The 20,770-nt window shown below is 41.9% G+C and carries 16 protein-coding genes; 13 read left to right on the top strand and 3 right to left on the bottom strand.

Features of this window, described 5'->3' with window-relative positions:
* Window positions 1-4 precede the first annotated feature (4 nt).
* A complete protein-coding gene (locus EHS15_RS16200) occupies window positions 5-376 on the bottom strand; it encodes a hypothetical protein (protein ID WP_135761635.1) in 372 nt (123 codons plus the stop codon).
* Window positions 377-511: 135 nt separating this feature from the next.
* Between EHS15_RS16200 and EHS15_RS16195 the strand changes: the two genes are divergently transcribed.
* From EHS15_RS16195 to EHS15_RS16185, 3 genes are all read left to right on the top strand, one after another.
* Window positions 512-1,810: a hypothetical protein gene (locus tag EHS15_RS16195; protein WP_425460655.1), complete on the top strand. Its 1,299-nt coding sequence runs from the start codon at window positions 512-514 to the stop codon at window positions 1,808-1,810.
* Between the two features lie 16 nt (window positions 1,811-1,826).
* Window positions 1,827-2,510, top strand: a complete 684-nt coding sequence (locus EHS15_RS16190; protein WP_246052239.1) for a hypothetical protein — start codon at window positions 1,827-1,829, stop codon at window positions 2,508-2,510.
* Between the two features lie 127 nt (window positions 2,511-2,637).
* The gene (locus EHS15_RS16185) at window positions 2,638-4,206 is read left to right on the top strand and encodes a HEAT repeat domain-containing protein (protein WP_135761633.1); all 1,569 of its coding nucleotides are present in this window, start codon (window positions 2,638-2,640) and stop codon (window positions 4,204-4,206) included.
* Here the strand turns inward: EHS15_RS16185 and EHS15_RS16180 are convergent.
* Together EHS15_RS16180 and zigA are read right to left on the bottom strand one after the other, a co-directional pair.
* Entirely contained in the window at window positions 4,195-4,710 is a 516-nt protein-coding gene (locus EHS15_RS16180) for a hypothetical protein (RefSeq protein WP_135761632.1), read from the bottom strand. The two genes, EHS15_RS16185 and EHS15_RS16180, sit on opposite strands and share 12 nt — an antisense overlap.
* Window positions 4,707-5,936, bottom strand: a complete 1,230-nt coding sequence (gene zigA / locus EHS15_RS16175; protein WP_167884260.1) for a zinc metallochaperone GTPase ZigA — start codon at window positions 5,934-5,936, stop codon at window positions 4,707-4,709. The genes EHS15_RS16180 and zigA overlap by 4 nt, the downstream gene beginning before the upstream one ends.
* A gap of 169 nt (window positions 5,937-6,105) precedes the next feature.
* Here zigA and EHS15_RS16170 point away from each other — a divergent pair, with 169 nt between their 5' ends.
* The 10 genes from EHS15_RS16170 to EHS15_RS16125 form a co-directional block, all read left to right on the top strand.
* Window positions 6,106-7,638: a methyl-accepting chemotaxis protein gene (locus EHS15_RS16170; protein ID WP_135761630.1), complete on the top strand. Its 1,533-nt coding sequence runs from the start codon at window positions 6,106-6,108 to the stop codon at window positions 7,636-7,638.
* Window positions 7,639-7,788: 150 nt separating this feature from the next.
* Window positions 7,789-9,552 (top strand): acyl-CoA dehydrogenase family protein, encoded by a 1,764-nt coding sequence (locus tag EHS15_RS16165; RefSeq protein WP_135761629.1) that lies wholly within the window; start codon window positions 7,789-7,791, stop codon window positions 9,550-9,552.
* Between the two features lie 62 nt (window positions 9,553-9,614).
* Window positions 9,615-10,553: an amidohydrolase family protein gene (locus tag EHS15_RS16160; protein ID WP_167884259.1), complete on the top strand. Its 939-nt coding sequence runs from the start codon at window positions 9,615-9,617 to the stop codon at window positions 10,551-10,553.
* 104 nt (window positions 10,554-10,657) lie between these two features.
* Window positions 10,658-11,401 (top strand): hypothetical protein, encoded by a 744-nt coding sequence (locus EHS15_RS16155; RefSeq protein WP_135761628.1) that lies wholly within the window; start codon window positions 10,658-10,660, stop codon window positions 11,399-11,401.
* A gap of 27 nt (window positions 11,402-11,428) precedes the next feature.
* Complete coding sequence (locus EHS15_RS16150) at window positions 11,429-12,757, top strand: TonB-dependent receptor (protein WP_135761627.1); 1,329 nt, start codon at window positions 11,429-11,431, stop codon at window positions 12,755-12,757.
* 85 nt (window positions 12,758-12,842) lie between these two features.
* Entirely contained in the window at window positions 12,843-13,733 is an 891-nt protein-coding gene (locus EHS15_RS16145) for a metal ABC transporter substrate-binding protein (RefSeq protein ID WP_246052262.1), read from the top strand.
* Complete coding sequence (locus EHS15_RS16140; RefSeq protein ID WP_135761625.1) at window positions 13,705-14,412, top strand: metal ABC transporter ATP-binding protein; 708 nt, start codon at window positions 13,705-13,707, stop codon at window positions 14,410-14,412. Before EHS15_RS16145 ends, EHS15_RS16140 begins: the two co-directional genes overlap by 29 nt.
* On the top strand, window positions 14,405-15,244 hold the full coding sequence (locus EHS15_RS16135; RefSeq protein ID WP_135761624.1) for a metal ABC transporter permease: 840 nt from the start codon (window positions 14,405-14,407) through the stop codon (window positions 15,242-15,244). Before EHS15_RS16140 ends, EHS15_RS16135 begins: the two co-directional genes overlap by 8 nt.
* 21 nt (window positions 15,245-15,265) lie before the next feature.
* Window positions 15,266-16,138 (top strand): class I SAM-dependent methyltransferase, encoded by an 873-nt coding sequence (locus EHS15_RS16130; RefSeq protein WP_135761623.1) that lies wholly within the window; start codon window positions 15,266-15,268, stop codon window positions 16,136-16,138.
* Between the two features lie 268 nt (window positions 16,139-16,406).
* Window positions 16,407-20,770 (top strand): TIGR04388 family protein (locus EHS15_RS16125; RefSeq protein ID WP_135761622.1); only part of this gene is annotated, 4,364 nt, incomplete at its 3' end.

Below are 20,770 nucleotides of genomic sequence, written 5' to 3'. Positions count from 1 at the left end.
AAATCTAACCGATTCCTAAAACTTCGCTGATTTTATTCCAAGCGCTGGTTCTTGCTATTTCGAATTCATCGATATAGTCTTTGTTTCCAGTGTTCGCATATAACACATAAGATTCCGTTTGTTTTTTCATATAACCCAAGGCTTCGTAAGCTCCTTCTAAAAAGTTTTGGTATTCCAGCCCGATTCCTTTGTCGGAAAGAGAGGTTTGGATGGATTTTCGGGAGTCATCCAGCAAGGAAAGGGTATAATTTAAGATTCCCATCGCAGTTTCTTGGTCCTGCTTTTCGTCGATATGGAGTTCTGCTACCGAGCCAATAGAAACAAATGTAGAATAAAGAAGGTTCGCGGTGAGGCTTTGGATCGTATTTAAATGCATAGGTTCGGACTTTCCTTGGGCTTAGAATGAGGGGGAAGCAAATTAGGACATAAATCTGAATTTTTTTAAAAACTTTTTTCCAAAAATCTTGACACTGGTTCAAAAATGCACAAAAATGTTGCAATTGAAGAAAATGTGTTAAATATGTTCCGTTTGGAGGGAAAAATGAAAAGATTCGTTGGTTTAGGGCTATTTCTTGCTCTATTATTCAGTTCCATGCCGGTTTGGTCGCAAACTCAGGCACAAATGTTCCAAAAAGTAGGTGTTGTAGGGGATTCCCTAAGCCATGGCTTTTTCGGAGTTACCGTAGAAAAGAAAACTCAAGATTGGGCTTACCCTGTCCTTGTTTCTAAACAAGCAGGAACTTCCGTTTCTTACAATGAGCTCAAAGGGCCTTATGTAAACTTGGAAGATGTTTTGAAATGGAACTGCGGCGTTTTCTGTATCGCAAGCAGCATCATCGGTGGAAATGAAAGAACCGTTGCTCTTCCTACTCACGCAGGAATCACAGGTGCTGAATATACTTCCCTCCTTAAGACTTCCGGTAAATGTGAAGACATCACTGCTACCAAACAAGAAAAACAATGGTACTGGGAAACTTGGTACTGGTACACTTATCGTTGGGTGACTGTTGCGGATTGCCAAGAACCGGACAAATTCCACCAATTCGGACTTCGTGATGCGGGAACACAAACTCAAATCATGGAAAAAGTAAAACCTACTTTCCTATTCGGAACTGCAGGTGCAAACCACGTTCTCTGTACTGCTCTTCATACATCTTTGGATTGTTTGGATGAAGCTCGTTACAAAAGAGACATTCGTGAATTTTTCAGAAGAATGGCTGCTATGGGATCTTTGAAAGGTGGAGTTCTCTTCACTATTCCTAACGTAACTTCCATCGCGTATTTGGAAAAATACAACGATCCACAAGGCAGATCTAACTACAGCGGATTGAAAGCTTTCTATAGAAGCTCTGTATCCAATCCGAACCAAGTTTTGGATTCTTCCGAAATCGTTACTATCTCTAACTTCTTAACTATGTTGAACAATGAAATCAAAGCACAAGCAGCTACTATGCGTTTTGCGGTAGCGGATTTGAAAGTGATCTTTGATGATTTGAAAGAAAACGGAAGACCGATCCGCAGCGCTGACGGATGGAGCCCAGGAAACGCTCGTGCGAACTGGCCTCTACCGAACCAACCTGGTGTTTTCGGACTAGACGGAGTTCACCCGAACATGTATGGTCACTCTTTGTTCGCAAACGAACTTATCAAAGCGATTAACTCTCGTTATGGTTACTCTATTCCTGCTGTAAGTGAATACACTGCTTGGTATTACGACAGCTTGAACAGAAACCCAGTGGACTTGAAAGGTTTCCTAACGGAAAACATCTTCGGCCAAGCGATTTCTTGGGTGATTTCTATCTTCGCATAACAGGAAGGTATTCGTCATGACGGAACGTAACAAATGGTTAATAGGAGGACTAGGGCTTGTAGCCCTGGTTTTCCTCGCTATTTTAGGTTTTCAAAAGGGAGACGAGGATGTCGATCCTAGAAACAAGGTGAGTGCGGAAGATGATTCCGACATTCCTTTGGCCAAGAGGGCAAAAAGTTTATTCGATGATCCGGAGTTTGCCGATGCTCCTGCCCCTGAAGAAGATGAACTCAGCCAGGCCGAAAAACTTTGGCCTTTTGCTCTGGAAAGACAACCGAATCGAAAAGAGAAAATAAAAGAAGAATGGAGAGACTTCGCAGCGAAGTATCCTAAAAACTTTTATATTCCTAAGGAAATTCGACCCGCCATGACGGAAGCCGAAGAGAAAGAAGCGAAGGAAAATATGGAAACTTTCACTGCGTTGGAAGCCAATTTTGCAAGTTCTATCTCTAAAAACAAATGGTCGGAGCCGAATGGCAACCCTCCTTCGGAACCTTCCCGACCTGCTCCTGCGGAACAAAAAATTTACTTCGATTATAAGATCCACGAATTGGAATCCAGAATTCAAATGATCGAATATTGGATGGAAAATAACCAAACCGCTGCGGCAGACAAGCTGAATGCGGAAAGGGATCTTAAAGTGTGGAAAAAAGAACTTTCTACTTTGCAAGAAGTAAGAAGCCAAGTTCCTAAATCCTAACCGTTCTAAGGAAGATGAGCCGATAAACTACGATTCGGCGAGTCTTCCTTTTTTCCTTTCTTTCCACCTTCCTTTTTCTTTTTCAAATTTACACAATAATCACCGGCGTTTAGAATATACTTTCCTTATGCAAAATCATTTGAAACGATTTCTTATTTTGATTCTTTTGGGATTTGCCTTCGCTCATTGCGAAGCGGGACCTACCAAACCAGACCTTCAGGTGGAAATGACTGTGGAAGAAGAAGTTCCAACGGAGAAGTTACTCGCAGATTTAGATTCCAAAGATGTTTTTCTCAGGTCTCAAGCCGCCATCCAATTGGGAAGCAGGCAGGAGAAAAAAAGCATTCCTAAACTCAAAACTCTTTTGAAAGATACGGAACCGGGAGTGAGAGCCGGTGCGGCGATTGCGCTGGGAGACCTACAGGACAAATCGTCCACACAAAACATTGTTAGCTTACTGGAGACGGACAAAGAAAATCCTAAGGATGTGTATCTGGATGCACTGACAAGGATGAAAGATGTGAAAGCAGGAAAAAATATATTTCCGCTTTTGAATTCGGAAGATGCTACTTTGCGCCTTCAGACTGTGGAAGCTCTAGTGCAAATCGGAGCCAAGGACCAAGGAGCCAATATATTGGCTTTAGCTTTGAAAAACAAAGACAGGGAAAAAGACAAAACCTATGCGATGGCTTTGGGAAAATTGGGTTATGCTCCTTCTGAAAATTATTTAATTCGAATTACGGAAGTTCAGGATGATTCTCCCAGCCTTGCTGCGGCCTATCTTGCTTTGGGAAGAGTTAAAAGTAAATTAGGAATCCCTAACTTAGTAAAGGCGCTGGATCATTCCTATTCCAAAGGAAAGGAAAATGCTTCCATGGCCCTCATAGAAATCGGAGACCCGAAAATCATTTCTATGACTTTCCCTCTGATCGAATCCAAAACGAACGAAACCCGACTGTATGTAACGGATGTTCTTGCTTCTATTCCTTCCAAGGAAGCGGGAGAAAAAGCTCTCAAACTTCTTTCTTCCGATAAACAATACACCTGGGGGAGTGCCGCTAAGATTTTAGGAAGACAGAAATTTGCTCCTGCCAGAGAAAAATTGGAAGAACTTCTTTTGAATCAGAAAGCACCGGAGAGGGATTCATATGCGGAAGCATTAGGATGGTTAGGTGACAAAAGATCCATTCCCGTTTTACGTAAAATTTTACTTTCCGGAGAAAAGGAAGGTCCATACGGTTCCGCTTGGGCTTTGGGTGTGATGCAGGCAAAAGAAGCGATCCCCGATCTTTTGAAAGCAGTGGAAAGTTCCGATCCCAAATTGGTATCGTATTCTTTAGAGGCACTCGGTTCCATCGGAGAAGCGGACTCTCTTCCTACATTGATTCGCCTTTTGGAAAACAGACCTAAAATGGCTCCTCAAATTCTTTCCGCAATCGGACAGATCGATTCCGAGGAAGCTAGAATCGCCATAGAAAAAGCGACCCTTTCTTCCGATGCGGACGTTTACAGACCTGCCATGGAAGAGATCGCTCGTAGAAAAGATAAAAACTCCATTCCGATTCTATTCGATCATGTCAACGGAGAACATCCGGAAAAGAGAAAGTTATCCTACTATGCGTTAGCCGCAGTTACAGGAGAACACTTCCGTACCAAACAGGAATGGAACGCATGGAGATCCAAATCAAAACCCTAAAGATTTAAGAAATCCCTTTATATTGGGAATTCCATATTGTTGTTTCGGGATGAGTGAACCAATGAGTTTTCCATCCCGAAAGGCAAAGAGTCCGTGTGCGATTCTTTCCGAACCTTTCACTCCTACACCGAAACTTTCTTTAAAATTCATAACATCTTTTTTTGCTGCTAGGTTCAGACAAAACCCTTTCGCTTTGAGAGAAGGATGCAGTTCCTTAACTCCTTCCCAATGATCGGGAGAGTCGCAGGCAATATGAAAGATTCGAATCTTTTCATTCAGTTTTTTGATTTCGTTTTCCAGATTCAATATCTGCATAGAACATTCATTCGACTTGATATTCGGTAAGGTGGATATGATGACCCAGCCTTTCTTTAAGGAATCGTTTTTCAGGGCGCGTTTTGTGTTATAGGCTGCGGGAATCGAAAAAGTTTTCTGAAGAGAAAATCCTGTTTGCGGCCGTTTTCCTATAAGTTCGATTTTTATATCTCCCAAATAAACATTCATAAAGCGGACTCCTTTTCCGAAGAATTTTCTTCCCGATCGAAATCCCAGTCAGGAAAAGGGTCTTCGAATAAACTCCACTCCTCAGGCCCGAGTGAAAATTCGGATTCCGTCAACAAACAAGCATCAAGTGATTGTCTGATCTTTTTTTCATTCCAATCGATTCCGATGAATACGATTTCTTGTCTTCTGTCTCCCCAGGGTTCTTCCCAATTTTCCATTAGGTTTTTTTGTATGATAGGATCATCCGGAATTTCAGAATCTTCCACTGCCGCCCACCAAAAACCTTCCGGTCTGTAAGAGTCGATGCTCCCGGCTAAGGAATATAAAATCACCCAATCCATTTTGGTGGCAAGCCATACGAACCCTTTGGCTCGCACTAATCCTTGTTTTTCGGTTTCAAGCCAATCCATAAGTCGTTTCGGATGAAAGGGAATTCTGGATTTGTATACGAAACTTTTGATTCCGTATTCTTCCGTTTCCGGTTTATGTTCTCCTCTCAGTTCTTTCAGCCAAAGAGGAGACTCACTTGCTTTTTCAAAATCGAATTTTTTGGTATGTAGAATTCGATTCAAATCCACCTTGCTGAAATCCGTTGTGATGATATCCGCATCCGCATTCAGACTTTTGATGATGGTGAGAAGTCTGTTTTTCTTTTCTTCGGCAAGAAGACTGATTTTATTCACAACGATTACGTTTGCAAATTCCACTTGATCTACCAGAAGATCTACGACTCCTCTTTCATCTTCTTCTCCTGCTTCCCAATTTCTATCTTTCAGAATCTCTAAGCTTGAAAAATCTTTCAGGAAATGAACCGCATCTACCACGGTGACCATCGTATCTAGTTCTGCGATTTCGGAAAGACTCGTTCCGTTCTCATCTTCGAAAGTGAATGTTTCCGCGATGGGAAGGGGCTCGGATACTCCCGTCGATTCTATCAGTATGTAATCGAATTTTCCGTCTTTGGCAAGTTCGGTGATTTCCGCTAAAAGATCTTCTCTTAGAGTGCAGCAGATACATCCGTTGGACATTTCGACTAACTTCTCGTTGGTGCGTGACAGATTGGCTCCTCCGTTGGCAATTAAGGAGGAATCGATGTTCACTTCGCTCATATCGTTTACGATGACTGCGACTTTTTTACCTTCTCTGTTGTTTAAAATGTGATTGAGCAGAGTCGTTTTGCCTGCTCCTAAAAATCCTGATAAAACCGTAACGGGAACCCTTTTCAAAACAATACCTCTTTGCAATTATATTGCATTTGCAACTGAATTGCATTTTTGGGATCGTAGGGAAATTTTGTCAAGAATTTTTGCAACAAAGTTGCATCTGTTATACAGATGGGATAAAAGAAGGAACTATTTGGTTGTCAGAAAGGGGAAACGGAAACAATTTTGGGGTATGGATGTATATTCCGTTCGTTCTGCAAAGAACATCAATTCGATTCGTATTTTTTTATTTTTTCTCTATGTGGCGGGCATTATAGGTGCTCTTGGTTCTTTGCGAAAAGAACAGTTGGCTCTAATGGTGATTTCCACTTCTTTGTACGGGGTCAGTTCCGCCTTACAGGCGTACCGACTTCGGAAGAATTTGGATCCTCATGCTTTTTATTTCACTTTGGGCGATGTGTTTCTTTTAAGTTTCAATACACTGGGGCAGCAAATGATCGATTTAGACATCGCTTCCGGCGCCTTAAAGTTAGGAATCAATTATGTGATCAGTTTTTTTGTGATTCTTTATTCCGGTTTTCTTTTTTCTCAGCGCCAAACGATCGTAGTAGGGGTGCTTCTGTCTCTTATGGATGTGGCCGCACTTTGGATCGCTCATATAATGGGAGTGGAATTCGTAGATAGAACGGACACTCATAAACTTGCGTACGCTCTTTCTTTGCCGATAGAAATCGTAAAGGTGACTTTTTTAGGAATGGCTACGTTCGCAACCGGTAGAATGGTGAATCTTCTCGTAGAAATTAAGGACCAAGCGCTTCGGGAAAAGAAACAAGCCGACGAACATTCCTTAATCGTGGAAAAGCAGAAAGAAAACATGCTTATCACTGCGGAAAAACTAAACGTCTCCGTAGATGCCTTACAATTGTTTGCCGAGGATTTGAATTCGCAAATCCAAACACAAGCAGCTTCCATTGAGGAAATCAGCGCCTCCCTCACTGAAATTTCCCAGTCTACGGAAAGTTCCGCAGAGTTCGTGCGGGATCAATACCAAAAGATAGGCAAACTCAATGATGAAAGTTTTAATTTGGATCTGATCGTAAAAGAAGTGAGAAATGAAATCGGAGAAATCTCCAATCAGGTAAATCAATCTTCCGCATTCAGTAATAAAGTTTCCCTGGCCATGAACGCTTTGAATTCTTCTTTGGAGGAAGTGAAATCGTCTTTTCAAAAAGTGGAAGAAGTGAATCAAATCATGAAAGAAATCGCAGATAGAACCAACTTGCTTGCGTTAAATGCTTCAATCGAAGCGGCAAGAGCGGGAGAACACGGAAGAGGTTTCGCAGTGGTCGCTCAAGAAGTAGGGAAGCTTGCGGAAAGTTCCGCATCCAATGCCAGCATCATTTCCAAAACCATTCAAAAATCGAAATCCGATTTGGATAAAGGAAATCTGTCCGCAATGGAAGCCTCCGATTTGGCTGTTGGCCAAGAGAAAGAAATTTCACATATCGAAGCCAGCGTGCGCATCTTTAACGATAAGATCATAGAGATGCAGAGTTTGAATTCCAGAGTGGTTTCCTCTCAAAAAGAATTGAAAGAGTTGTCTTCTCAATTGGAAACCATCGCAAGCGAACAGACTTTAGGGAACAAGGAAGTGATGGCAGCCGCACAGAATATAGAAGATGCGGTCCAATTGGTGGCGGAGAATACAAGAGTGCTTCGGGAACATATTTCCGAGATCGCTTCTTTGGCGGAAAAAATCAAATAACACTTCTTTGGGAATGATGAAAGGATTCGATTAAATTTAACTGCATTAAATATGGAAAATCGGGAGAATCCCGTTCTTAAAAATCGTTTGTGATCCCCGAAACGAACTGAAAACTTGATCTTGAACAAGATCTATTCTGGAGATCCTCCCATGATATCTAACAATTATTTTAGCGATAACGCTGATTTGCGCGACCATTTCGATTCTCTTACCGATTGGAAAGAGATCATAGACGCTTACGAAGAGAATTTCGCAGACTACGAAGCCTATCAAAAAACAGGCCAGGAAGAACTGGCTTTTGCTCCCGGAAATTACGAAGACGCAATCGAATTTTACAAATCTACATTGGAAGCGGGCGGAGACATTGCCGGCCGAGACATTTCTCAAGTAGCGAAAGTGATGGATGAAGTCGGTTTGAAATATAACGACGGAAAGGTGACTTTCCCTAAAGAGATGATCGATGTGATTGAAAAAATCAAATCCGCAGGTCTTCTTCCTTACGGAATCCACAGACATTACGGCGGAATCGGTCTTCCTTCTGTCGTACAATCTATGTTATCCGAATCCGTTTCTCGTGCCGACGGAGGTCTTGCGATCACTTTAGGTTGTATGAATCTTGCGGAAACAGTGGAACGATTCGGAACAGAAGAAATGATTCAAGAATATGTTCCTAAGATGGCTGCGGGAGAACTTTGCGGAGCGATGGCTCTTACTGAGCCGAACTACGGATCCGACCTTCCCAACTTACAGACAAAAGCTGTAAAAGGAGAGGACGGAGTTTGGAAAATCACAGGAACCAAACGATTCATCACTCATGCCTGCGGTTTCGATAAGGCACCTTCCATCATATTGACATTGGCTCGAACCGGCTCCACTACAAGCGGTGCGAGAGGTCTTTCTTTCTTTTTGGTTCACTCCAAAGACGTATATGTGGCTTCCATCGAAAAGAAAATGGGACTTCACTGTTCTCCTACTTGTGAAGTTGTGTTCGAAAATTCTCCCGGCATTTTGATCGGGGACGAAGGAAAAGGTTTGGTCAAATATTCCATGGCGATGATGAACCAAGCACGTTTGAATATCGCAGCGCAAGCGATGGGAATCGCATCCGCGGCTTATTTCGAAGGCCTTAAATATGCCACCGAACGTGTGCAATTCGGAAAAACAATCGATCAAATCCCTGCGGTAAAGAAGATGTTGGATCGTATGGAAAGAGAAGTCGCAGGAATGCGATGCATTCTTTACGAAGCAAGCCGTGCAGTGGATCTTTATCGTTGGAAGGAAGAAAGAGGCAGGATGAACGGAATTTCCGAAAAGGAAATTAGAAAGGATGAAAACTTCAAAAAATGGGAAAAACTCGCTTCTTTGTTCACTCCTCTCTCCAAATACTACATCACTGAGATCGCAAACTTAGTCGCCTACGATGCATTACAGATCCACGGGGGTTCCGGATATACGGAAGACTATGATGTAGCTCGTATCTATAGAGACGTGCGTATTACGAATATCTACGAAGGAACGACTCAGTTACAGACGGTTGCTTGTATCGGAGGAATCGTTTCCGGTATGACTGAGACTGGAATTTTCAGAGAATATGTTAAGGAAGAAATGGCGAAATTTTCTCCTTCTTCCGAACTCAAAGAACTTTGGTCTTCCTTGGAATCCGTTGTAAACGAGTTCACCGGAATCGATTCCAGTTCGGGAACTTTAAGAGAAGAATTGGCTTTCGAAGTGGTAGAATCCGCTGCTCGTTTCCATGTAAGTATGTTGATGGAAAGAAACATTCCTCGTGCGAAAGTGGAAAGAAGAGAAGGCAGAAAAGCACTCACTCAAAGTTATTTGCTGGATAGTGCCGCCATCTTGGCCGCCAATCTTACGAAAATCAAAGGCAGAAAAAAGATCCTAGCAGCAGTTTAGTGATCCATCCTTCCTCAGATTTACTTCCTTGTTTCGCCTGTTTTCACGGGGAAACGGGGGAAGTGAGTCCGTCTAATTCGGAAGAACAAAGACTCCTTTCTCCTTTCCCTTGGAAGGAAAAAGGAGTTTTTCCTCCCTTACTCGATGAAGAAAATCCTCCTCATCTAAACTTACTTAAAAAATTAAACATTCCTTACCTTTTCGATATTCACTGCCATTTTTTCCCGGAAGTAGTGATGAAATTGATTTGGAAATGGTTCGATAAGGTGGGCTGGGCGATAGCATATCGTTATGCGGAAGAGGAAAGGGTTTTGCGTCTTCATAAAAACGGATTCAAACGATTTACCACTTTAAATTATGCTCATAAGCCGGATATGGCTGAGTCTCTCAACGATTGGATTCATTCTCATTGGAGAAATTGGGAAGGTGCGGTTCCTTTCGGAACTTTTTATCCGGAAGAGGGAGTGGAAACTTACGTAAAAAAAGCGGTAGAAGAATACGGATTTTTAGGATTCAAACTTCATTGCGAAGTTTCCAAACTGGATCTGAATCGAAAGGAATTGAAACAAACTTTTCGTTATTTGGAAAGTGTATCGATTCCCTTGGTGATTCATACTGGCAATGCTCCTTTACCGGGAGACTTCACCGGAATTTCTCATTTTCTTCCTTTTATGCAAACCTATCCCGATCTAAAGGTGATCGTTGCCCATATGGGTGCCAGAGAGATCTCCGAATATGCAGAGTTAATCGGCAGCTACCGCAATCTTTATTTGGACACGACCATGGTCTTTGTGGATTTTCTCGCCACTGGAGAAAATGTGGATTCCTGGTTGTTTCTTTTGGAAAAATATCAAAATCGAATTCTATTCGGTTCCGATTTTCCTAATATTCCTTACAATCTTTCTCATCCTGTCATGAAAATTTTGGAAGCAAAGATCAGTGATGAGGCGAAAAGAAAGGTTCTATGGAAAAACGCAGAAGATCTGTTTCCTATCATGTAACTGTAACAAAATCAACTCTTTGGTATTTTTTTTCTCTTTTTTAAGTAAAACACAGTTGCATTTGCAACAAGGTTGCAAATCATTGTTCCCGTGAGGAATTTTTTATGAAAAAACAAACTTTCTTTTCCCTTCTAGCGCTCATTCTGTTTGCCGCAAACTGTGCGGAATTCGGAAAAAAGAAAAAAGATAACGACGATCTAAACTCATTATTGTTAGTTGCTGCAGGTGCGGCAGGATGCCCTGCGGAACAATCCGTCAGTGCGAGCCCTACCGTAGGCAGAAAATTCAATTTGGTTCCTTGTTCGGGGGATGCTGTTTCCGCTCTTTCCGTTTTAGGATTCAACGCATCCAATGTCGCTTTTGCGGGCGGAGTGATCGGAACTTCTGATTCCAGCACCATTCTTTCCAAAGGAAGTTTCAACGCTTTGGACGGAAGAGAAAAAACCACAATCGAAGTTACATATTCCATCAATTCGGTTTCCGGTTATTTGGATGTGGTGATGAGATCCAATAGCGTGAACGGAGCTGCGTTTCATATCACTACTACGAAAGTGCAAACCAAAGCACCCAACACTGGTGCCACAGCAGACTTCACAAAAACCACAAACTTCGCTTTGACTTCTTTTACAGACAATACTCTTTGTTTGGAAATGCATAAGGAAGGGGCAGGACTGCACGTACTCGGCTGGAAAACCGCATGTGCATCCGTAAACAGAGCCGTTCCTGATTTTGAAGAAGAAGATTTCGGTTCCAACACGGGAGCACAGATCGGTTTCAGACTCAGCGGTGCGACTTTAAAATCATTTACCGCATACGATGTTGTAGGAACTGTTACTTCATTCCAATAATTAGTTTCGTAGAATCCGCATTTGAAAATGAAATTTTTTTTTAGTTTGAAAGGAAGAGTAAGTGTTTCGATTGCACTTACTCTGTTTTCGTTTTTACTTTTTGCAGAGACGGATACTTGGGAAAAGGAATTGAAAGACATTCCTTCTTTAGCTCAGAATACCTCTTCCACTTCTTCTTCCGGTAATAATTGGGAAGATGATTTGGAGAAAGATCTCAAGGAGCAGGAAAAAAGAAGCAAGGGCTCCGAAGATTCCAGAGGAACCACTTCTCCCGTACAATCGAACAATCAAATCAACAGATCAGCTCAGAACCTGATGATGGACGCATCCGTTGCCATAGACATAGTAGGCGGCTGGGACAAAAACAAACCTCATTCTACTGATAATAAATTGGACATACGGACCGCCGAATTCGGGTTCAGCGGTGCTGTGGATCAGTGGCTGAGAGGAAACTTTTTAGCTGCCGCTCACGGAGAGAACGGAAAATATTTTTACGAAGTTCATGAGGCATGGATCCAGCTTCCTTTTTTACCATATAACATGTCTTTAAAAGCGGGACAAATGTTTATGGACATCGGCAGATTGAATAAAATCCACTCTCATGATAGACCGTTCACCATGTCCCCCATCGTTCACGAACGATTTTTCGGATGGGAATCCGCGATGGATACGGGGGCTGAATTCAGCATACTTCTTCCCTGGAAATACATCACTCAGGAATTGGTGTTAGGTGCAACGAACGGAAAAAAATGGGGGCATGCCCATTCGGAAGGAGTTCAAAAGAACAATCCGATGGGATACATTCATCTCAAAAATTTTTATTACTTCGGAAACAACTGGGGAACTCAATTCGGTTTTTCCGGGGTTCGTTATGAACCTACCCAAGACAGAAGGAACCAAAGATATCTTTACGGTTTCGATGCGGTTCTTCGCTGGAACCAGTCCAATTTAAAAGAATTCATCATCATGACGGAAACTTGGTACCAACAGGAAATTTTTCCCGAAACCATAAATCTAACGACTTTTGAAAAATCCAAACCAGGTTCTCAGAATAAATGGGGAACTTATTTATTTATCGATTATAAGTTTCATCAATTATGGTCATTGGGGTTTCGTTACGATTATTATACAGATAAAAATCTAACAGACAAAAACGGGAAATATGCGAATAATGCTGTGGAAGCACAGTCCCTTCAGGTGACTTTTCATAGTTCCGAATTCGGGAAAATCAGAGTTTCTGCGGAAAGACGTTTCATTCAGGATTATTCCAAAGAAACGGGACAAGAGTCCAAGGAATACAGAGGATACGTTCAGGCGGTTGCCATTTTGGGTTCGCATCCTGCACACAGTTATTGATTTAATGGAGAAGAAAATGCGAGTAACATCATTTCGATTCGATCCTAATGGAAATAAAACCCTACGATTGTTTTTATTTTTAGGAATGTTTCTGATTTCTTTCTCCTTGCAGGCGAAAGTATCCCTAGTCGCTACTACTACGGACATTAAATATATCGCAGAACAAATCGCAGGTGATAAGGCAGATGTCTCCGGTTTAATTCGAGGATTCGATGACCCTCACTTCGTGATGACTCGTCCTGATTTTTTGGTTCGCCTCAATCAGGCGGATATTTTGTGTATGGTGGGATTGGATTTGGAAGTAGGCTGGGTTCCTTACATTCAGCAGCAGTCCAGAAACATCAAAATCCAAAAAGGGCAGCCGGGTTACTGCGATACTTCCGTTCAAGTGAAGATCTTGGGAGAGCCGACCGTAATGATGGACCGTTCTATGGGAGATATGCATATCTATGGAAACCCCCATTATTGGAACGATCCCATCAATGCCATTCAAATGGCGGACAATATCAGAAGCGCATTGAATCGAGTCGATCCCTTGAATCATTCTTACTACGATGATAATTTCGCTTCTTTCAAAAAAAGAATCATTTCCCTTACGAAAGAGGAGCTGAAAAAAATGGAGCCTTACTTCGGATTGAAAGTCGCCGTTTTCCACGACCAATTCGTTTATTTGGCCTCCCGATTCAAGTTCACTGCAAATCTTACGATAGAGGAACGTCCGGGAGTTCCGCCATCAGTTCGTTATATGGACCAAGTGGTAAGTTATATGATTGCGGAAAAAATCAAAATCATTCTACTAGGACCGTATCATAATCCCAAGTATGCGGAATATGTTTCTTCCAAGGTTCCCGGAAGTATCGTGCTTGTGATGCCTGTTTCCGTAGGAGGAACTCCGGAAGCGACTACCTATGAAGAGACTTTAAAAATAATGTTGCAGAAGATACGCGATGCAAGTGATAGAACAAAATCAAACTAAATCTTATTTTTTAAGAACGAACAACCTTTCCGTCGGATACAGAAGCGGTTTTCCCGTAGTCTCCGATGTCAGTTTTGACATTCAGCCGGGCAAAACGTACGCTCTTATCGGAGGGAACGGAGCTGGAAAAACGACCGTCTTCAAAACATTGACTGGGCTCATTCCTCCTTTGTCCGGCTCCATTGATTTTCCTGAACTCAAATCTTCATCTTACGTGCCTCAGGCGAAAAAGATGCGCCTTGATTTTCCTTTGTCAGTGAAGGAAGTGTTGCTGATGCCTAAGAATATAGGTTTTAGTTTTCTTCCTAAGAAAAAATTCACGGATGAGGAATTGTTTCTGATCGAAAGAACGGGAATCCGTCATTTTTTAAAGAAACAAATTTCTGAGTGCAGCGGAGGTCAGTTGCAAAGGGTTTTGATTTTACGTTCCCTCTTTACCAAAGCGAATTTGGTGTTTTTGGATGAACCTATGGATTCTTTGGATCATGAGTCCAGGGAATTGTTCCAAGAGATTTTGGAAGAATACATTCACGAAGCGAATCGTTCTTTGTTCGTAATCACTCACAGTCTCACTCACGATTGGAGACAAGGTTTTTCCGAAATCTTTGAAATCGACGAAGGAAAGTTTTACAAAATTTCAGAAGGACAAAAACCCCCTCACTGCCACCACCATGACTAATGTAATACAAAATTGGGATTTATTTCTGCCTCAGATGATCGTAGGCGGAATTTTAGGAGCCTTACTTTCCGTATTGGGAATTTTACTCGTTCTGAGGAATATGACTTTTTTCGGAGTCACCTTATCACAAGCAGTCGGTTTTTCCGTCGCCTTTTGTCTGTTTATGGGTTGGGATAGAGACTTGGCTCCCATTTTGCTTTCCAGTGCGCTTATCTTTCCCATTGTTCTTCTTCATAAATCCACTCATATCAAAGAAGATGTGGTTTTGGGAATTTTGTTCGTATTTTTCGCTTCCTTGTCCCAGATTTTACTCGCATTAGGTGGGGATGTTCAGAACCATTTGATGGCCTCTTATTTCGGGGATATTTTGACTTCCGAAGTGAAACTGGACTCCGCCGGTATCTGGATTGCTTCTTTAGCTTTCATATTCTATCTTTCTTTTTTCAGAAGATTTCTTTTTCTAAGTTTCGATCGGGACGAATATAGAATTCAAATCGGAAATCCCATTTTCTACGACATTCTGTTTTATATGATCCTTTCCACTGCGGTCACTGTTTCAGTGAATCTTTTGGGTTCTTTTTATTCCATAGCTCATCTACTTCTTCCCGTTTTCACTCTTTTGCCTTTCGTTCGTTCGACTAAGATCCTAGCTCTTCTTTCGATTCTTTTCTCTCTTTTGGGAACGATAGGAGGTTTTTTCCTTAGCCTCACCGGGTTTCATCATCACGGGGAGGAGGTGTTTTTTCCCACTTCTTCCACGATCATTCTTTTTATGTGCATTTTATCCTTTTTGATTTTGACGGTTCGCAGTTTAATCAAACGTTTCTTTTGAATTTCCTCCGATACTGTTTCTATGGAAATGGTAGTTTGCAATACCTGTGAAGGGAAAACCTTCTCTGCACTTTTTTCGAAACAAAGTCCTCTGGGAGAGGAGTTTCATATCGTAAAATGCAAGTCTTGTGGGCTTGTGCAAGTCAACCCTCAACCGAGTTTGGCTGAGGTGATTCGTTATTATTCCGACTCCTATTTTACTCAAAGAACGGATCGGGGTTATGATAATTATTATTCGGATGCCATTCGCAGTGAAATCTCCAGAGTCTTTCAGTTAAATTTAACAGACCTTAAATTCTTCGAATGGGAAAAAAATTATAAACAGACTGGCGCCTCTTTGAGTTCTTTGGACATAGGATGTGCCGCAGGATATTTCGTGGATTATATGCGCTCCAAAGGATACCGTTCCGAAGGGATCGAAGTCGCAGACGGACCGGTTCGATTTGCCAGAGAAAAATTGGGACTCACTGTGCATCAGGAAGATTTTCTTTCTTGGGACAAGGGGTTTCAAAAACAGTATGATGTCATTACCTTATGGGCGACCATAGAACATCTTCATAAACCGAAAGAAACTTTAGAGAAAATCTACCGCCATTTGAAACCGGGGGGATGTTTGGTTTTATCCACATGCAGATACGGGATTCTCGCTCGTTGGAAGGGGCCGAACTGGCGTTATCTGAATGTTCCGGAGCATCTGTATTATTACTCTCTTTCAGGACTTTTATCCTTATTGAAGAAATTGAATTATAAATCTTCCGTTTCTCTTTCTTACGGAAGCGGACTTACTTCCAAACCCAATGCTGGTTTTCTATTTCGTATGATCAAAAAGATCGCAGATCCTTTGGTAAAAAAAACGAATCAAGGGGATATGATGGCGATCCTTACGGTTAAGTGAACATAGGTAGGAAATAAAATTTCCATATACGAAACGCCCCGGATCGACCGAGCGCCCTCGTCGAGGGAGAGCCGGATAAGGCGCCAAATTCGATCTAAAAAAATAAAAAAACATACGTATATTCCGTATAAAGTGTGCGAAAAAGAAAAAAGCGGCGCACTGCCAATAATAGAACTAAAGATTTTTTTCTGGATAGATCTTCCTTTCTTCAGTTAAATGACCTATCTCGCAATAAATCGAGATTTGTTTGTGCTGAAACGAGAGTAAGATGGAAAATATAATTAGAAAGCTCTTTAGGAAAATAGGTTTTTCAAATATAATAAATAAAACGAAAAGAAAAAAGATACTGCTGATCAGTGCAATTCTATTGTTCGCAGGAAGATTACTCTCCGACCCATTCCCTCAACTGCAATTGGAAGGTTATGACACGAATCTGATGAATCGTGTGTATGGACAAAGTTATTTCCAAAACAGTCTCTCTGCATGGACGGAACAAGTGAACTATTATAAAGGATTGATCCGAGCGTATTGGGAAAATGAAGCGGACCAGGCCATTTACAATCATGTATCTCAAATTACGGAAAGCGATTCCTATAACGATGTGGAAGCGTATAAGGATGCGGTTCAAAAAGCATTGGAATCTCAAAAGATCGTTGCTATGAACGATTGGGAACATCGGGCGAACCTGGATTTTTTAAGCAATAGAAACGAATTCATCTCCAAGCTGAACAGCGGAAGAATCGAAGAAACTTATTTGCAAAGAATCGGTCAGGAAGATTTATACAAGCAGTACCAATACAACACAACGCAAGCGGGACAATTGCAAAATCAATTGGTGCAGGCAATCGGCAATTGGAATGCTAATTTTAATCTGAATTATCAAGCAGGAACTGCGGACTTCGCCAATTCCTCGGCGGTGATCCAACAAAACTACGAAGCTTTCCTCAGTTCTTTGGACCAATCGGATGTGATGTTTCAACAGAATTTAACTGCGATTAATCAATATAAAACGGCTGTTAAAAATGCGATGGGGGAAATGATGAATCAGCTTGCTTCTGATTTGGAACCAGCGTGCACATTGTCAGAAGGATGCCTCTATAAAAAAGCCAACTCGAACGAATTGAATGGAGCGGGATTGACCTTAACTGCATTGGTGAATGACATTCGAAATGAACTATCCAAAACCGATATAGATGTATCCAAAATTCTCTCTACAATCTCTTCACAGATCACCGTTTTTTTAGACGGCCAAACCACATCTGCCACACAAAACTATATTAAATACGACAATAGAATCTATACCTATCAAAATTCACTTCAATTCACATACGATCACAGTGCCAACAATACGAACCCAGCTGCGATGGTGGATCAGGTTCTATACGGACTCAATTATTTGTATTTGAGAGACAACGGATATGCCAACCAAACAATGGATTGGTTCTCCGGAGGACAAGGAGCGGACTACTTCGGAGCATTAGGGGAAAACATGTTCCATACTTTGGGAACGGATGAAATCACCAGAAGTCTGGTCGCTGCCATCTACAGCAAAGACCAAGATAGAATCATGGCAGAGATTCAGAGAAGATACGGCTCTGACAAACAAGTAGTAAAGATACTTGCTTCCAACTTATATACGGATCATAATGATTTAATGAATAAGTGGGATATCTTGTCCTTTACCGACTTAACCCATTTAGCCGGAAATTACGTAGTAGACGGAGCAGGTTTTCATTCTTACAGCATCTGGCGCGGTCCTTGGGAAGATAGAGTCCTTATGGGGGGACTAGGATACGGACTCGTGTACGAAGTGGAAGACTTGGGAGCAAGATCTTTCGCAGACTACTGGAAGAACAATAGAACCTCTTTATCCGGACAATTGAGTTTGTATGTAAACGATCTCAATCCTGCTATCGGCAGTTGGGAAACAAAGGTAGCCGACTATGATCAGTTTTATAAAGAATGGAAAACACAAGTCAGCGTATTAAAAGCCCAGGCAAAAGCCGATTACGAAAAGTCAATGGAAGATTTGGAAATCAAAAAATCACAATGGCTTTCTAAGATGGAAGAGGAACGGCAGGCAGGGCTCACTCAATGGATAGAACTTTACGAACAAGCGGGAAAAGTAAAGAATACGGAAGATTTAGCCCAATTTCAAACAACAGCAAATGCTAATTTGGCGAATATAGGAATCGGAACGGGAAGCACGGGAACCAACGAAATCCTAAACAACTACGGAAGTTCCCTGATAGGACTGACCCAAACAGAATTTACATTTAAGGAAACAGTATCCAGCACAGTAAGTTTCCCTACGGTAAGAGCGGAAAATTTACTTCCATTGGGGCAAACGAGTATAAGTGATAAAATAGATCCTACACTGATCAAACCGACTCCGGTCACTCTAGGAGGAGAAAATTCTTTATTAAAAACCATATTGGATGGAAATTTTACAGAAGGAAAACAAGCATTATTAGGAGCCATCGGCGTTTCCGACAAGGCGGAGACAAAGGAAGTGAAATACAGCATCTTCGGAGCAGCTTACGAGAAAGAGGTGGAAACATACGCTTCCTCGAATGGTAAAGAAATATTTTCCTACTTCAACTCCACAACAACAGGAGTGGAACAATACACCAAACTGCTTTCTCTAAATGAAAACAACGCAAACGCAATTAGGAAAGAACAAGAAACCTTACTCAACCAAATGACCTACGGAGTGGACTGGGAAAAACGAGCACTCGTAAACAGAGACGAAGCAGGAAACATCCAAGCACAGAATATCTACAATCCGGATGGAACACTCAACGCCAGCAGTTGGGAACTCACAGAAATACTCAAACACTTGGAAGACTCAAGGCTTGCCCGCAATTGTGAGGGAAAAACAGGAAAGGACTATGAGAGTTGCTTCGGCAATAATCATGAATTGCAACTAAAACGACTCGCCGATTTGAATTTGGAATACGTAGACGGAATGATCGTTCGCAAACTGACAAGAGAGGAAGAGGTCAAACTAGGATACATCGAATATGAAAAGTTAACCGAAGCAGAAAAAAAACAAAGCGGGACTTGTTTTGCGAATCCGGCAGGATGTTCCGACCTAATCAAACAAAATTTCTCATACACGATCAACACGGATACGAACGTAGCCACGATATACAAACAGATCAAGACCGGAGAGATCATCAAAGTAAACGGCAAATACTTAGCGGAGTATACAACGAGAGAAGAGTATGTGAGTTTATCCCAAATGAAGGCAGTGACAGCGCCGACAGGCAAGGATCTATTCGATACCTGGAGCCAAGGAGATTGGGATATAGTATCAGTAGCGAACAATGATAACTTGAATTCATACTATAAAAGCTTAAGCCAAGATAGTAAAGCCGCAAGTGCGGCAGTAGGCAGTCTTGCCACAGCGGAAAACCAAAACGAGAAGAAATATCAGCAGAACAAACAGACAGCGGAATCGTCGGATAGTTTTCTCAAGGACTTGATCTTTGCGTATATGACAGGGGGAGCATCGGCAATACAAGCGTCCATCAAAGGCAAAATCGAATCTCAAATCAATACAAGCATAGCAGCAGGATTCATCCGAGCCACGGGAGGATCCGACGATCAGATCCAACTGGCAACAGATATCATAGGTTATATGAGAAGGGAAGATCAAGCAAGAAATATAAGAGAAAGAGCGAATACATTCTCCATCAATGATCCGATCCGAAGTTTCGAGAACTACATAGCAAAAACAGAAGCAGGCAAAGCCGCCCTTCTTAATTCTGTGGGACTATCCCCTATAATGACGATCGCAGATAGTATAGCGTTAGCTGGTATAGAAAGCCTGGTAGGCAAAAAACAATATGATGCGGGAATGAATCAAATTCTAGCGAGCAAAAGAGGGAATGCGAGTTTAAAATCAGAAAATGATGCCTTGATACAAAGCTATATGGTGAGCAGCATAGCAACAGCCTCCGGACTACCCAAGGACTTGCTCGACTTAATGATTACGGACTATAAGGGAAAGGCAGAAGCAAAAAAAACGCGAGCAGCGATAAACGAAAATCCGATCACAAGCATAATGAATCAGATATCCGGACTAGGAAGTGGAATTGTCAAGAGTGCGTTGATCGCAGCAGGAGTTCCTGAATCGGAGATGAACGCAAGAATAAAGGAAGCCACCGAACTTCGATTTGCTGGAAACATGGAACTAACGTATGCAGAAAGAAGATATTTGGCGAATGCACAACAATACGCCGGCTTAGCTGTGACGGGAACCAGTTATCATAGTTCTGTACCAAGTGGACAGAAAGGCATCATGGAAGAGTTGCAAAAGCAGTTGTTCATCAACACAGTAGCAAGTGTAGGAAATGTCGATAAAGATATATTAAATACCTTCGTAAGACAAGAACTAGCTGGTATAGAGAGAAGAAGATCTGAAGCGAAAGCACAAGCGGAAGCAACAAGGTCAACAGCGATCACAGCAGCAGTAACCGTATTAACATTGGGAGCGGGAGGATTTTTGGGTCCAGCGATCCAGAATGGATTGTCAGCGATAGGAAGCGCGACAGCATCTCTGTTAGGTCCCTTAGCAAATTTAGCGTCAACGGGATTACCGCTATTGCAATCGACAGCGAATGTGGG

Source organism: Leptospira idonii (assembly GCF_004770995.1).
Taxonomy (GTDB): Bacteria; Spirochaetota; Leptospiria; order Leptospirales; family Leptospiraceae; genus Leptospira_A; species Leptospira_A idonii.
The sequence above is the reverse complement of the archived record's forward strand: the minus strand, read 5'-3'. Positions and strand labels throughout refer to the sequence as shown.